This window comes from Paenibacillus sp. JT31N17 (assembly GCF_056269255.1).
Genome location: NZ_JBWDNP010000009.1, coordinates 72805 through 88450, shown reverse-complemented (window position 1 = coordinate 88450; position 15646 = coordinate 72805). Strand labels below are relative to the sequence as shown.

General features: G+C 48.9%; 11 protein-coding genes. 4 read left to right on the top strand and 7 right to left on the bottom strand.

From position 1 onward, the window contains the following. Positions 1–302: 302 nt before the first annotated feature. The 3 genes from AC0YOB_RS24700 to arfA form a co-directional block, all read right to left on the bottom strand. Positions 303–815 (bottom strand): ferritin-like domain-containing protein, encoded by a 513-nt coding sequence (locus AC0YOB_RS24700; protein ID WP_475795021.1) that lies wholly within the window; start codon positions 813–815, stop codon positions 303–305. A 215-nt stretch (positions 816–1030) separates the two neighbouring features. Then, the gene (locus AC0YOB_RS24695) at positions 1031–1897 is read right to left on the bottom strand and encodes a DUF6454 family protein (RefSeq protein WP_475795020.1); all 867 of its coding nucleotides are present in this window, start codon (positions 1895–1897) and stop codon (positions 1031–1033) included. Positions 1898–1993: 96 nt separating this feature from the next. Then, on the bottom strand, positions 1994–3517 hold the full coding sequence (gene arfA / locus AC0YOB_RS24690; protein ID WP_475795019.1) for an arabinosylfuranosidase ArfA: 1524 nt from the start codon (positions 3515–3517) through the stop codon (positions 1994–1996). Positions 3518–3841: 324 nt separating this feature from the next. Between arfA and AC0YOB_RS24685 the strand changes: the two genes are divergently transcribed. The 4 genes from AC0YOB_RS24685 (at position 3842) to AC0YOB_RS24670 (ending at position 8948) form a co-directional block, all read left to right on the top strand. Continuing rightward, positions 3842–4819 carry an ABC transporter permease gene (locus tag AC0YOB_RS24685; protein WP_475795018.1) on the top strand — a complete coding sequence of 326 codons (978 nt, stop codon included), beginning with the start codon at positions 3842–3844 and terminating at the stop codon, positions 4817–4819. Between the two features lie 12 nt (positions 4820–4831). Continuing rightward, the gene (locus AC0YOB_RS24680) at positions 4832–5728 is read left to right on the top strand and encodes a carbohydrate ABC transporter permease (protein WP_475795017.1); all 897 of its coding nucleotides are present in this window, start codon (positions 4832–4834) and stop codon (positions 5726–5728) included. A 290-nt stretch (positions 5729–6018) separates the two neighbouring features. Continuing rightward, a complete protein-coding gene (locus tag AC0YOB_RS24675; protein WP_475795016.1) occupies positions 6019–7830 on the top strand; it encodes an extracellular solute-binding protein in 1812 nt (603 codons plus the stop codon). Between the two features lie 23 nt (positions 7831–7853). Next, positions 7854–8948, top strand: coding sequence for a hypothetical protein (locus AC0YOB_RS24670; protein WP_475795015.1), 1095 nt, complete (start codon positions 7854–7856; stop codon positions 8946–8948). A 56-nt stretch (positions 8949–9004) separates the two neighbouring features. On the opposite strand, the gene AC0YOB_RS24665 is transcribed toward AC0YOB_RS24670, so the two are convergent. From AC0YOB_RS24665 to AC0YOB_RS24650, 4 genes are all read right to left on the bottom strand, one after another. Next, a complete protein-coding gene (locus tag AC0YOB_RS24665; RefSeq protein ID WP_475795014.1) occupies positions 9005–11239 on the bottom strand; it encodes a helix-turn-helix domain-containing protein in 2235 nt (744 codons plus the stop codon). A 324-nt stretch (positions 11240–11563) separates the two neighbouring features. Further along, the gene (locus AC0YOB_RS24660; protein ID WP_475795013.1) at positions 11564–12820 is read right to left on the bottom strand and encodes a hypothetical protein; all 1257 of its coding nucleotides are present in this window, start codon (positions 12818–12820) and stop codon (positions 11564–11566) included. Between the two features lie 56 nt (positions 12821–12876). Beyond that, positions 12877–14328, bottom strand: coding sequence for a response regulator (locus AC0YOB_RS24655; protein WP_475795012.1), 1452 nt, complete (start codon positions 14326–14328; stop codon positions 12877–12879). Positions 14329–14342: 14 nt separating this feature from the next. Next, positions 14343–15632 carry a hypothetical protein gene (locus tag AC0YOB_RS24650; protein ID WP_475795011.1) on the bottom strand — a complete coding sequence of 430 codons (1290 nt, stop codon included), beginning with the start codon at positions 15630–15632 and terminating at the stop codon, positions 14343–14345. Positions 15633–15646: the final 14 nt, after the last annotated feature.

Here is a 15646-nt window from a genome sequence, read left to right as displayed (position 1 = left end):
CCACATAAAGAAATAACATAAGCCCGATTGTGATGAACTGAACTTCCCTGTCGTTCAATAATACCTATTTTCCCCTGCGCCGTGAATAGGGCCTTTTGACCGGTGGGGCTGAGTTCCGAACGTGTAAAAAATCTGCTGCCAAGGTAGTCTTCCTTACTGGCAGCAGATTATGGGCTTTATACATATATTCAAATTGGCCTTATTCGCCGTTTTGGTGTTTTTCAAGAGCGATCCCTATTCTGAGATGGAGCATGCTGTCTCATCAAATGCTGTAAATCTCCAGTTTATTCAGACTCACTATCCTACTTCCCCATCATCCTGCTCAAATCTAAATTCAAAATATAGTTGTACTTGCTTGCATGTTTCAGTTCATCCGTCAATATTTCAAATGCCATATCCCTGTAAAACCGGTCCGGTAGACCGGCGCGTATATCACGGTAGCGTTCAACTGCCGCAAGCTCTCCAAATAACGCTTTCCTGATTCCGTCTACGTACGATTTTGGTTTCTCGAACATGATATCGGTCGGAGCCATTATTGCTTGACCCGTAAGATCCTGATAAATCCTCCGAAACATTTGATTATGTTTTCGTTCATCGTTGCGGATACTTTGAATAATATCCTTTTCTTCCTGGGACGGCGCCACTGAAATCAAATAATCATAAAATAATTCGTCTTCTCTTTCGCCTGCGACAGCCTGCTTAATGAGAGTAAGAGCTTCTTGCAGCGATTTATAGGACATCGGCTGTTGCCTCATATTTCCGTATTGATAATACTGTCTTGCTGGATAGTTTAAAGGTTTATAAGGAATGGACATGCTATATGCCGATTTATACAAATGATTCGCCTCCGTTATGGTTACTGCTTCATTAACATATTCAGAATAAATCCTTTTGTATCGCGTCCAATCCAAATATCTTGGTTCAAGAAATATTTAATTTGATCCCCAGCCTTCAACCCGAAACAGCCTTTGCCATCCAGTGGACAGCAGAGGCTGTTTTGTTTCTGCATCTATTACTGAATGGCAAAAAATTATCGTTTATTATTCAAATGGCATGTTTCATAAATCAGCAGAGATCCGCGATCGTCATCCGGCACGGCATAAAGCCGCAGCTCTTGGCCCGCATTCTCAAGGAATACCGGATTTCGGGTAATCACATGCCCTTGAGGAGAAAACTCAGTGATGGGTACTTCATGAATCGTATTCAACGTATTCATATCGATCAGAGCTAATCCGCCCAGCTCGTACGGCTTGGAATTGCCGCTTGAAGAATGGGCCAGCTCAGAGATGCCACTCAAAATCATTTTCCCTTCGCCTGCATATTGACCATCTTGATAATCAACAAAGTGACTCGAATTTTCTTTCACAAGCAGCAGCTGTCCATTTTGGTCCCATTTATAGAACTTGCGCGAACCCCAGCTGTTACCTGTAAGCTTTCCGTCTTGGCCATCGCGGACCATCCCCCCGATATGATCTGGGACTCGAAAGAACTCTTCTGCTTTCAGAGTCGTGGGATCCACTTTGTAAACTATGGACTCGCTGTCAGGCCGGTATTCGGCAACTGGCACCCAAATCTTATCGCCATCAAAATCAATACCGCCCGGGTGATAGATATCCCCCTCCCCAAGAAGAATATCCTGGACAAGCTTCCCCTGTATATCAAAGACAAACAGATGACCGATTCCTTTTCCTGGAGTGCGGTCGTAACCGAGCCGAGGCTTGTCAAATCCAGCGGGCTTTTCAATAAGTTCTACCGAGGACAGATAGAAGAGGTCCCCGATCCGAACCATCCCTTGTGAATGGTGATTGTTGAACTGCAGATCAATCTTATTGGTTAGCTCCCATTTCGTGCTTCGTGCAAGACTTTGGAATTGGGCAATGAGCTTCTGATTATTCATAACATTTCATTCCCCATTCCTCAATTATATAACGCATCGAATCTTCACTGCCTTCCATTATATAAATCGACTCTGACTGAAACGGTGATGGGTGGGTTATTCTTTAGATTGAGCCAAACGGATGACATTCCACGATTGATGCGGAAGCTCGGATATCAGGACGCCGTCGCTCAACCGCGAACCCGTATAAGACACCGGACTTACCTGTTCGTCCTTCGCTGTGTTCACCGCCTTCAAATCGTCATGCCGGACAACGAGATGCTCGATTATACGATAGCCTTCGAAATGGCGAAGATCGCACTCCAATGGGAGTCTTTCTTGCAAATGACGGTTCACGGCGAAGATCGTAAGCTCGTCCTTCTCTTCATTCCAGACGACGGCGGTCTCAAGATACGGCACATCCGTAAACTCCTTGCTGTCATATTTGGGAGAGGAAACCATTGGTCTTAGCGCGATACCCCGGCCATAGACGGAAGCATGCAAATACGGATAGAATATCGTTTGCCTCCAGGCTTTCCCATTGTTCTCCGTCATAATCGGTGCGATGACATTCACTAATTGTGCCATGCAGGCAACCTTGACCCGATCTGAATGTTTCAGAAGCGTAATCAGAATACAGCCGACAAGCAGCGCATCTTCGAGATTGTACTCGTCTTCCAGAATAGGAGGCGCAATCTTCCAGGGCTCGCGCCGTATCCAGCTTTTATCCTGCTCTTTGGAATGGTACCATACATTCCACTCGTCAAAGCAGAGATTGATCGTTTTTTTGCTTCTTTTTTTGGCTTTTATATAATCGCATGTAGAAATAATGGTATGGATAAAATCATCCATATTCATCGATTTCGCCAGGAAATTGGCGGAGTCCTCCTCGTAATTCCCATAATATTGATGCAATGAAAGATAATCCGCATGCTCGTAAGTATGGTCCAGTGTTGTCGCTTCCCACTCCGGGAAAGTAGGCATCTTGGAGTTCGAGCTGCCGCAAGCGATCAGCTCGATGCCGGGGTCCACAATTTTCATCACTTTTGCCGTTTCTGCCGCCAGCCGGCCATATTCTTCTGCCGTTTTATGACCGATCTGCCAAGGTCCGTCCATTTCATTGCCCAGACACCACATCTTAATGCCGTGCGGCGTCTCGCAGCCATGCTGCTTCCTTAAGTCACTCCAGTAGGTTCCTCCCGGATGATTGCAGTATTCGAGCAAATTTCTGGCGGCATCGATACCGCGTGTACCCAAATTTACAGCCATCATGACATCCACATTTGCTTTCCTTGACCAGCTGACAAACTCATTCGTCCCAACCTGATTCGTCTCCACTGATCTCCAGGCCAGATCAAGCCGGCGGGGACGGGTTTCTTGAGGTCCGACACCGTCCTCCCAATTATACCCGGAGACCATATTCCCGCCAGGGTAACGTACGACAGGGACATTCAACTCCCTGACCAATTCGATGACATCACTACGGAATCCCGACTCGTCGGCCAGCGGGTGATCCGGTTCGTAAATCCCTCCATAAACCGCTCTTCCCAAATGCTCGATGAAGGATCCGTATATTCTCGGATCTACCTCTGATATACGAAATTCCTTGTCAACGATCATAACCGCCTTAAACTGAGTCATCCTCTCGCCTCCATGGTTAATATAAATGTTATTTAATTAACATTTCAACAGTATGATAGACGACTTTACTTTGTCAATTCATGAACATAAACAATTTCGGAACACGGATCAACATGATTCCACTCAACGCGGGATTTCCGAAATTGTGCATCAAGTCATTATTGCTGCTGCAGGCCGATTTTTAGTTTCCTATGCGAAATGAACGAAAGCGGTTCGTCATTGTACATATGGTGCATGCAAGGGAATCTTGTTTGTTGAACAATAGATCCAGATTCCTTATCGTAATGGAAGTACGGAACAACTAGCGAAGGAGGGAAGCCTTGTATGGAGAAGGCAGACATGGATTTGGATCTCCTCAGTACGGACCGGGTGAGCCGGTCCAAGGGGCGGTCGGACTCCTCGTCATTATGGAAAGCTTGCGTTAAGAATAAAACCTTATATTTGTTCTTGCTGCCGGCCATCATCTGGTATATCGTGTTCTATTACGTCCCCATGTACGGAATTACAATCGCTTTCAAGGACTTCACGATTGATAAAGGAATTTTGGGCAGTCCCTGGGTGGGCATGGAACATTTCAAGACGATGTGGAGCTCGCCTGAGTTTACCAGGGTACTTAGAAACACGCTTGTCATCAGCGGATTAAAGTTACTTTTTGTGTATACTTCCGGAATTGTATTGGCGCTGGCCCTGAATGAAATTTTCCATGAGAAGTTCAAGAAGCTCGTACAAAGTGTCACTTACCTGCCGCATTTTCTGTCCTGGGTCATAATCGGCAGCATCATGGTTGAGCTCCTCTCTCCTTCCAGCGGACTGATCAATAAAATCATCATGCTTTTTGGAGGGAATCCCATTTATTTTCTGGCGGAAGAGAAGTGGTTTGTGCCGATTCTGATTCTGTCGGACATCTGGCAGAGCTGCGGCTGGGGCTCCATTATTTATTTGGCCGCTATTGCAGGCATCGATCAGCAGCTTTACGAAGCGGCTACCATGGATGGCGCAGGCAGATTGAGAAAGATGGTCAGCATCACGCTGCCGTCCATTGCCAACGTTATCGTAATTATGATGATCTTCAATATCGGCTATATCATGAACAGCGGCTTCGATCAAATCTTCAACCTGTACAACCCGCGCGTCTACGAGGTGGGCGATATCCTCGATACGTATGTCTACCGGGTCGGGCTCGTCCAGATGAATTACAGCTTCTCGGCGGCAGTAGGCGTCTTCAAGAATGTCATCGGTCTGGTGCTGGTTCTGTTAGCCAATCGATTGGCTCGACGTTTCGGGCAAAAGGGATTATGGTGAGGGGGATATGACATGTCAACTGCCGGACAGCGGCAACGCATGAATGTGCTGGATTATCTGAATTATGCGCTGCTTATTTTTTTATCACTTTCCGTCTTATATCCGATCCTGTATTTGTTCTTCCTGTCACTCAGCTCGCGGGAAGCGATGGCGGGTTCAGGCGGCAGCGTATGGTTCTGGCCGCAAGGCTTCACTCTTGAAGCGTATAAGGGTTTCTTGCGGCAATCGTTTATCTACTCCGGTTATTTCTATACAATTTTCAGGACGGTGGTCGGAACCTTCCTGTCCGTGCTGCTCATGTCGTTTGCCGGTTACGCCATCTCCAAGGCCATTCCTTTCCAGAAATCCGTTACACTGTTTTTCGTATTTACAATGTTCTTTACCGGAGGGCTTATCCCCACTTATCTCGTTATTAAAAGTCTGGGATTGATCAACAATCCATTGGTTTATATCTTGGCGCCCCCCTTTCTGTACAATACGTTCTATATACTGATTCTGAGAAATTTCTTCATGACGATTCCGGATAGTCTGGAGGAATCAGCCCGGATAGATGGAGCTAGCGATACACGTATTTTCTTCAGCCTGATCGTCCCGCTGGCAGCTCCGGCCATCGCAACCATTAGCTTGTGGGTAGGCGTTAATCACTGGAACTCCTGGTTCGATTCCCTGATCTATGTCCAGAACCCGGACCTTCAGGTTATCCAGGTTCATATCCGTAAGCTTGTCATCGAACAAAGCGCCTTGCTCATGAGCGACGCCTTGAGTTCCATAGACAAAAAGAATGTCCCCTCGCCGGAAAGCATGCGGGCAGCAGCTATATTGATCACCATGCTTCCGATCTTGTGCATTTATCCGTTCATCCAGCGTTTCTTTGTCAAAGGGGTTGTCATGGGAGCGGTCAAAGGGTAGACACGCACCGTCCCGCCGCTTTCGCATGAACTGAAGGAGGTGATGCTTGGCAGGATAGACGCAGCGCTGCGTTGAAGCAGATGTACAGATTGAAAAAGGAGGGGAACAAGCCGCGGCTAAACTGATTTTATCCTTTCGGATCTTTCAGGAAAAGCCGGTCTGCAGCACAATAAACAAGGCGTTCCATGCGGACAATGCGGCTGTTTCAAATCGAAAGCACCACTGTTGCTCCCAGCAAGAATATCGACAAGGTATAAAAATTCAGTCAACACCAAAACGGAGGAATCACGATGCCGAAAATGACAAAAAAATCAATGATGATGCTGTCGTTAGTCGTGTTCTTAATCTTCCCCGCCCTGATCGGCTGCTCCAACAGCCCGGGTTCCAACACCGGCTCCGGCAGCACCGACAGCGGGGCGGAAGCAGCGCCGGATGCAGAAGCCAAAGACCCCTCAGATCCGCTCTCCGAAGCGGCCGACAACAAAATCATAGAAGCCGATCTGGCGAAGGTCGAGACGCCCGAATATTTTGCAAATAGCCCGCAATATGAATATACGATTCAGCTGGGGCCTACCCCGCTCAGCGAAGGAACGTATGGGCAGCGCTACTTTGAGAAGAAATTTAATGTGAAGCTCAAGTTCGTCAATATTGACGAATCCAACCGGAAGGAACAATTGAATTTGATGTTTGCGACAGGCACGATACCGGATATCGTTCAAGTCGCGCTTCCGGATGTATCCGATTACAGCAAGCAAGGTCTGTTGGCCGAAATTCCGGTTGAGATGACCAAGGAAAATATGCCGAACTATTACAAAGTCATAGAGAAGTACGACCCGCAGCTGCTCTCGATCACCAATGTCGACGGGAAGAACATGGGACTTGCCCGCTTTAATCCCAACGGCGGAGTTCCGCGTCCTGCGAGCATCCGGGCGGATTGGCTCAAGAATGTCGGAATTACCAAAGTGCCGCAGACCATTCAGGAGCTTGAAGATGCCTTTGTGAAATTCCGCAACGACGACCCGGATCAAAACGGAGCAATGGACACGTATGGGATGTCCAATCCCAGCGATTTCGCCGGAAACCAATGGTTTCAATCGATATTCGGCGCCTATAATACCAATCCGTTCAACTGGGTGGAACGGGATGGCAAGCTGCAGTTCGGTCTGACCACGCCCGAAACCAAAGAAGCGCTGAAGCTGCTCAACAAATGGTATAAGCTGGGCTTAATTGATCCGGAATTTATCACGGATAAGGGACGAAGCAGCGATGCTCTGGATCTGGCCACCAAGTTCGCACAAGGAAAGCTCGGATACATCGATAATCTGAATTTCGACGACGTTCAGTGGGATAACGACGGACACCTCAGCTTCCGCTGGGTAGCCAATCAATCGGAATGGCAGAAATGGTTCGAAGCGAATAAAGACGATAAAGCCAAACTGTATTCAACCAAAATCTACACCGATTTTGACGAAAATGCTCCAGGACCGATCTACATTACCATGCCTCCGGTCAAAGGGCCAAGCGGAGCAAGCGGATATCAGCGGGAAGGATATCAAAACTCCGTCCTCGTATTCGGCAAGCAGCTGGCAACGGATCAGGACAAGTTTGTGAAGCTGCTGAAAATCATGGAATACCAGCATACGGACGCGGACGCTTATCTGCATCTAGGCTATGGTCCCGAGGGCTTGATGTGGGTAACCGACGATAAAGGCAATAAACTGTTGAATACCGATTGGCCCAAGCACGAGCTGTTCCACCCGCAATTCAAGAAGCTGGGCGTCAACTGGATCACCAACATCATGACGTGGACCAATCCGGATTTCATGGCGATCTGGGGTCCCCAAACAGAGCAGCGCTACAAGCTGACAGGCGACATCATCCGCGAATTCCCTTATTACGAGAACCAGCTGAAGGTCGTTCTGCCTTCTCAGGGAAAATATACGGAGCTGCTCGACACGAGAGTCAAGGAATACGTGATCAAAACGGTTACCGGCGATCTGGATATCGACAGCACCTTCGACAAGACCGTGGAACAATGGTTCAAGGACGGCGGAGAGACGCTTACGAAAGAAGCAAATGATTGGTACAGCACGGTCAAATAATCCGATTAGTGAGGTGGGAAGCAGTGAAAGATACGCTAAGCCCCGAGGAGTTCAAAAAAAAATATCCGAACATTCATATCACAACCAAGGATCACAAGCCCTATGCGGGTACTCATGTACTGGATGATCCGCCGAGATTTCACGAGAAGCTGCTCGATTACGGTGAACGGCCCTACTGGTCTCCGGACGGCAAAAGAATAGCTTTCGTCGGAAGCAATTACGGGGACATATGCGAGATTGATTTCGAAACAAGGGAAGTCCGCAACCTCACCAGGGACCTGGGAGAGCATCACTCCTTTCTGCGTGTTCTCTTCCTGCCCAACGGAGATTACCTGCTGATCGGACCGAAGAAATTTAAAAACCGCAGCATCAGCAGACATGTGGAATCGGAGCTCTGGATTATGGATAAGGACGCATCGTCTCCGCCAAAAGCACTCGGGAGAGCCATGTATGAAGGCTGCGGCGTCTCCGCCTTGTCCAACAAAATCACATACTCAATGAATGGCAATCATGATCCCCGGCTCAAATCGCCGCTGGACTTCGAGGTTCATGTAACCGAGATCGAATATGGGCCGAACGGCCCTGAGCTTGGCCTTGATAAGATCATCCACCGAACCGACAGCGGAGGCCGGCCCGAGCCGCAGGATTTCCGCCATAACGATACGGAGGTGATAATGGCCGAGTATTATAATAACGCTTCCACTTCACCCGAGGACTGGAACGCCAAGGTAAAGGGTATCAACATAGCAACGGGGGAAGTGCGGACCTATATAGACGAAGCGTTGACCCACAATGAGTGCGAAGGAATCTTCCCGGATAACGAGCATATCTGTCTGGAAAGCTCACGGGATTTCGAGAACTCCTTCCCTCCCATCGATCTCTGGAAAATGAAGCTTGACGGAACGGGGCGCCGGGTGAGGATGACACGCATGTTCGAGCACCCGCCATGGCGTATGAACAACTCCAACGTGAGCCCGGATGGAAAATGGCTGGCTTACATGGTCAATACGCTGACCGATGAACCCGGCTATGGCAGAGGACTGGGACTGTTGAATCTGGAGGAATGGGAGAAGAGCGATTGGGCTCAGCAGTGGGAGCTGCCCATTCCGAGAAAATAGCCATCATAATCGCATCATTTTTAACGGGCTGTCCCCTGTTGGAGCAGCCCTTTTCTTTATTTCCGGTAATCCCCGGGCGTGATGCCCTCGTTGTTCTTAAACATCCGGATGAAGGAAAAGGCATGGATATATCCAACCTTCAAGGCCACCTCATGAACGGGATCTTTGGTTTCCCGGAGCAATTCTTTGGCCTTCTCGAGGCGAACCCTGACAAGATAATCCACAAATTTTTCGCCGAACTCATCTTTGAACAGACGGCTCAAATACCGGGTGCTCAGATTAAATTCATCGCTCAGCTGGTTGAGCGAAAGATCAGGATTTGCATAATTATCTTTGACGTACTGCTTGACTTTGTGGATGATTTGGTGCGTGCTTCTGTGCTCCCTGAGCTTTCCGATTTCCTGAAAGCTCATGTTCAATACCAGCCTGGCGCTGGCTTGAAATTCTTCCAGCGTATCGAGATTATCGAGCAGCTTGTTCAGCTCAGGCAGGCTGTCCTTTCTCCAGTAATCGCAGATGGATTCGGACAATCCCATTACCTCACGATCTAAATTATAAATAAGGTTGTGCAGGATATTCGTCACATCGTCACGAGAGATCATGCTGATCTGGATCGTGTGAAACAGCTCCTCGTAACGGGCTTCCCATTCCGGTTCGCCCAGCTTGAAGGAAAGAGACACGGTCCTGATCAACTGAATGGACTGAAACATATCCGTTCTGCGTCTGGAAGGCATCTCCTGGCTGAGAATAACGCGGGAACTGCCCAGAACAGCTTTATATTTCAGTGCCTCCACCGCATCCTCGTAAAGGAGGGGAATATCATCGACCAGATCTGAAGTCCCTCCCATTCCGATTGTAACGGTAAATTTCAAATGACCGGTCACCCAATGAATAAAGGCAGTGCAGGCCGCCTCGATACTTTCTTCTTCGATTTGCTGGTCATTCTCACCGGCATGCTCCAGGAGAAATACAATTCCGAGACGGGAGCTGCCGATATATTGGGTCCATGCCCTGATTCTCCGCTCCTCTGCAAGCTCGGTAAGGACACTGCTTATGACAAATTTAAGCAAATACTGGTCGCGTTCAGAATAAGAGCTGCAGAAATCGGCATACTTGTCGATCTCCATCACGGCGACCTTCGCCCGTTTGAACTCATAATTTAGTCCCAGCCGCTCCATCCCCAATTTCCATTCTTCAGCACCAATCTGTCTGGTTCCGTCAAGAAGCTCATTAAAAAAATGCCGCCGCATGCTGACTTGATCCTCTTCAACCCTGCTCTGCAGCTTGACTGACTGCTCCAGCAGCTTGTCGATGGCCGTAGATATGAACCGCATTTCATCATCATTGTTTCTGGATAAAAGCTCGCTGCTCTTATTGACGAATATTTCATTGATATGCCCGACAATCGATTCAATCGGTTTATAGTTCCTTCTGGTTACATACACGATAAATACTGATCCGGCCGCTATGGATAAGAACCCCAAGGTTACCCAAATATACGGAAATGAAGAGAAAAACTCAAAGGCGTGGCTTTGCTTCAAACCGCTTTGTATATTCCATCCCAAATAAGGGGAATGAGTGAGCGAAACTTTATTACGCGGATTATCCTGTGCGCTTCCTTCTTCTGTACTGACAATCAGATGCTCCTGAGCATCGATAAAATCCACGTAATTGATTTTCAGACTTGACATATTCATTGTAAAATCACGAATCGAATTTGTACGTATGTTGACTACAAACAATCCCTGCTGGCCGGAAATGATCGGAACTCTTCGGACAAGCGAGACGACATCCTTGGTGGTAAAGGTTCTCGGATCCTGGTAGGACCTTTTTCCCGTCCAGGAAACAATGCTGGAGGTTTCCAGCTGACCCAGCAGAAATTCGCGGTCTGCGAACGTATCCGCATGTGTGAACATATTATTGGTCAGAACCAGTTGGTCCGATAAGCGGTACACATAGATGGAATCAATTATGGGGTAGCTCGCAATCATATTATTGAGAGCCTGAATGCTTTGATAAATCATATACGAGCTGTTTTCATCTTCAAAAAATTGGCCGATCGTATCATTCGTCATAATTTCTTTTATGATCAGTTTATCAACGGGCTTCAGGAGGTTTTCAACGGATTGGGCGATTTGTACATTAAAAGCCTGTGTAGCTTTATTGGTGGACTCCTTGACGTATTGGCTGAAAGCCAGAAAGAACAGCAGGAACAAAATCGAGGTTATGACAAAAAATATAGGAAGATATGACAATAAGGAGCGATAAAACCAGGTTCTGCTATTGCGCATTCTGTTATCTCCTCTTATTTAACATCCCAATCCTGGCCACTCAATCCTCAAGCCGGAGAAGAAGATCATTGTATATCTTTTATTTTCGACGGAAAGTTTTGGAATCCTCCATTCCGGGGCCGTGAGTCTTGACTACTTAACGGCGGAAACTAGAAGAAACGGCTGTGCCATCCTTTTGGCGGCAGAGCGAGTTTCTTCCATTAGAAATAGAAGCAAAGTATAGGTTAAATTTTATACTTCTTCTATTATTTCAAAAAAAGGCGGCAACCGGCTCCTTGCAGCACGGTTGTCGCCTTTTACTTTAACGGGCCGAATCGTCCGCCCTCACCTGAGCTTGATTTCGCAATCGGCCATCCCCGCTTTGATCGCCTCCAGTCTTTCTATCGTTGCGCCATCGTAAAAGCCGTACGCCAGACCGTCTGCCCCGCCCAGCGCAACCGTGCGTATTCCTTTGCGGATCAGGTCCGGGGTTGCCTTGGCGCGGGGAGCGATGCTGTCGATGATGATCTTCTCCTCGCCCACCTGACGTCTGACATTGGCAAGCCATCTGCCTTTGTTCAGCACACGCTCTTCATCGCCGGTCTGCTCGGCATAGTCCATGATCCGGATCGAATCCACATATTTGCCGATCTGCGTCAGATCCTGTCCGATGAATTCAGCCTCTGGCCAGCAGGTGTTGAAGCGGAAGTCGACCTTCGCGTTGGCGGCATGGATGGCCTCCGATAATTCCTTGAAGTAGCGGGTAATCGAATCGCAGCGGAATTTAAGCCATTGGTACAGCTCCGGGCTTTCCAGCAGGAACATGACCGCTGACGAGCTGCCCCTCTGCAGCAGAAGCCAATCTTCATTCGCCTCCAGGGTCGCTCTTTTCATAATATCCGCATAATGCCGGACCGTGGCCCTGATTTTGTCCCAGTCCAGCCCCGCCTTGCGGGCTTCCCGCCCGCAGTTCTCACAGAAGCAGCCGCCAAGCGTAACGCCAAGGAAGGGATGGATGGATAGCTGCCCTTGATTGAGCAGGAACGAGCATGTCTGAATCATGTCGATATCGTAATGGGTGACCAGGTCGGTCGCAATCGCACACATGTACGCCCTGGCATCCGGGCTGTTCCAGCAAAGCTGCTGGTTCGAGAAATAGCCGTGGCCCGGCGGATTTCCGTAGATGTCGCGCTGGATGCAGTCGGCGAACTCTCCCGCTCCCCGCACAGAATCAAGCGGCGTATGGGAAATTTCGGCTCCGGGGCTCATCCCCCGTTTGCGAAGCGCCGTAGTGAAGATTTCCAGCCAATCCGTTCCCTGCAGAAATTCGCGCTCGCTTGGCAGCGGCTTGATCCGGGAATTTGTGTACGATTCCGGGTGAATGGTGAAATAGCTCCGGCTATCCTCGGCCAGATAGCGCTTGCGCACGGGGTTGTGATGATAATAATTGTCATGAAGCGGACGTTTCTCATGATGCATGACGGCGAGCATATACGCTGCGTTGTTGCCTGCATGGTTTTGTAAATTATCTAAGATATTTTCAATCCCTTCGTCGTGCATATCCCATGGATAAATTCCGGTTGTCAGTTCCTTCCAATACATGCCGATTACCTCCGATGGATGATCTGGATTTTCTTGGCCCATTGACTCCTCAAGGTCTATTTCGCATTAAACTTGGACGGCGTAATCCCGTAGAATCTTTTGAAAATTTTACAAAAATAATAGTAATCGTGATAACCCGTCATATCGCTGATCCTGTCGACCGAATATTTGCCGGATTGAATCAGCTCTGCAGCCGTCTCCATCCGCAGCTTTGTTACATAGTAACGGAATGTATAGCCGGTCGCTTTTTTGAACAGCTCGCTGCAGTAGCTCATGTTCAGGAAGAATTTGTCGGCCAGCTCGCTTAGCGAAAGCTCCTTGGCATAATTTTGATTCACATGCTCAAGCAGCGCCATAAAGTTGCCGTTGTAGCTCGTATGACGGTCCGGCGCTTCCGCCGGATGGCAGACGTTTCTGATCATACCCGCAATGGCAGCGCACAGGGAGGACAGGCTCCCAAACCGGCTGACCAACTCCTCATAGTCAAGAAAATCATTGACAGCGGCAGCCTGGCCGCATTCCTGCTTCTGGCTGATCATGACGGCGAACTGATTCCATAAGCAGGCGGCGTGATAGATGCCATAATTCTCATCCCGGAAGAGACGGGGAAGACTCTCCATGATTGAGCTGATCTCCTCATCGTTTTTAGCCAGCATCAATCTTTCCGTCTTCCTGACCACTTTATCGAGTCCGGCGCTGCCGGCTGCGGTGAATTTGACGGCACCCGGCTGCCCGCCGACAAAGTAATGGGATGCCGCCATATCAGCCTCTTTGATCAGCCTTCCCAGATTCCCGATGTCATCCGCGGCGCTGCTGATTCCGACATACCTGCTTATCCCCCTGGCCCAGCTGTCCATAATCGGGATCAGCTCCTCTTCATCCTCCAGCCTGTCGCCATTGAGGATCAGCAGGGTCCTGGCATCCCCGACCGCAACGGCAAGATGATGGACAGACGTAATGAATGGCGGCAGCTTGCCGTTGTCATCGGGCGATTTCCCTGAAACCATGATAACCTGCCAGTATTCCCCCTTCGGCGTAAAACCTCTTGTCTTCAATACCTCCAGCGGGCTGCCCGAACCGGAAGTCAGCTCTTTCATCATGTTCGCACCGGCGCTCCGCTCCTGCTCCAGATTCTGATCGAGCTGCTCCTTCAGCTTCTGAAGCAGCAGGCCGGCTTCATCCGGATCGATTGGCTTGAGCTGATAGTCGAAAGCGCCTCGACGCAGCGCTTCCTGCGCATATTCGAATTCGGCAAAGCCGCTTACGATCACAAATTCACTTTGTATTCCAGCCTTTCTCGTCTTGGTAAGCAGTTCAATGCCCGATATCTCAGGCATTCGGATATCGGTAAATACGACATCCGGTTTGGTGCTGCATATGAGATCGTAAGCTTCTGACGCATCGGTTACCTGAGCTGTCACTGTAAAGCCTTGTTTCTCCCAGTCAAACAGCTTTCTTATTCCTTCCAGGGACCATATCTCATCGTCAACCAACAGAACGCTATACATATGCACCCCCCAATTTATTTTCTGATTTCGATTCCCGCCTCCTGCATGCCCTGCTTCACCGCATCCAGCAGCTCGAAGGTTGCGCCGTCATAGTGTCCCAGCGACAGCCCGTCGACGCCGAGCGTACTCAGAATCTTGATGCTTTCCCGCACCAGCTCCGGCGTCGCGTTCGGTCTTGGGGCGAATGCCGCGATCAGATCCTTGTCGTAGCCGATGCCGCGTCTGATCTTGAGGATCGTATTCTTTTTTCTCTTGAAATTGTCGGGAGCGCCGTACTGCTCCGTATAATCGGAATCCCGCACCGAATCCAGACTGTCCTTCACCGAAGCGAAATCGAGTCCGGCAAGCTCGGGATACTTCAGGTAATTGTTGTAGCGGAAATCGGCATTTTTGTTGGCTGATTTAATCGATGCGTTAATTTCGGTGAACAGAGCCGCAATGGACTTCATCCTGAACTCCAGGAATTGATAGAGGGACGGATATTCAAGCAGCAGGCCTGTTTCCAGCAAATCGCTTCCCATCAGCACATGAGCGTCCATGACCGCATCGAGGTTGTTATAGGCGCTTGCATGTACAAAACGCTCCAGTTCCTTCAAGTCGCTCACGATCTTATCCCAATCGTAGCCCATATGGATGGCTTTTGCCTTGCAGTGGCCGCAGAAGCATCCGCCTTTCAGCACGCCGAGCAGGGAGCCGACCTTGTTCTCGGGATCGTTCTCCATGAACCAGGGGGCTTTGACGGGTTCGCCTGTCGCGAACAGCATCATGCAGGTCTGGATAAAATCGATATCATGATTCTTGACCGTATCGTAAAAGATAGCTTTCATGTAGGCTTTGACATGGTCGTTATTGCAGCAGAAATGGCGTTCAATAATGCCGCCGTGTATATTTTTTTGCAGCACATCGGGAAAATCGGTCTTCGCTTTCTCGCAATCATAGAAAGTATGGGAAATTTCGGCCCCGGTTTTCAGGTTATTTTTTCTTCCGTATGCGGTAAGCTCGTCAAGCCAGTCTTTCTCCTTCAGAAAATCCCTCGTCGAATACAGCGGCTTCAGCGGTGTATCCGCAAAATTAGTCTCATCCATTCTGTAATAAATGCGGCTGTCCTCGGGCAGATAGAATTTCCGCTTCGGATTATGCGTGTAGAACAGGCTGGTGAGCGGTCTCTTCTCCTTATGCATGATGCCTACCAGATAGACACTGTTGACAAGGCTGTGTTCCATTACATTGTTCACGCAGGTCTCGACTCCTTCGTCGGCGAGGTCCCACGGATAGAGGCTGGATGCTACTTCTTTGATATACATAACGCATTTCTCCT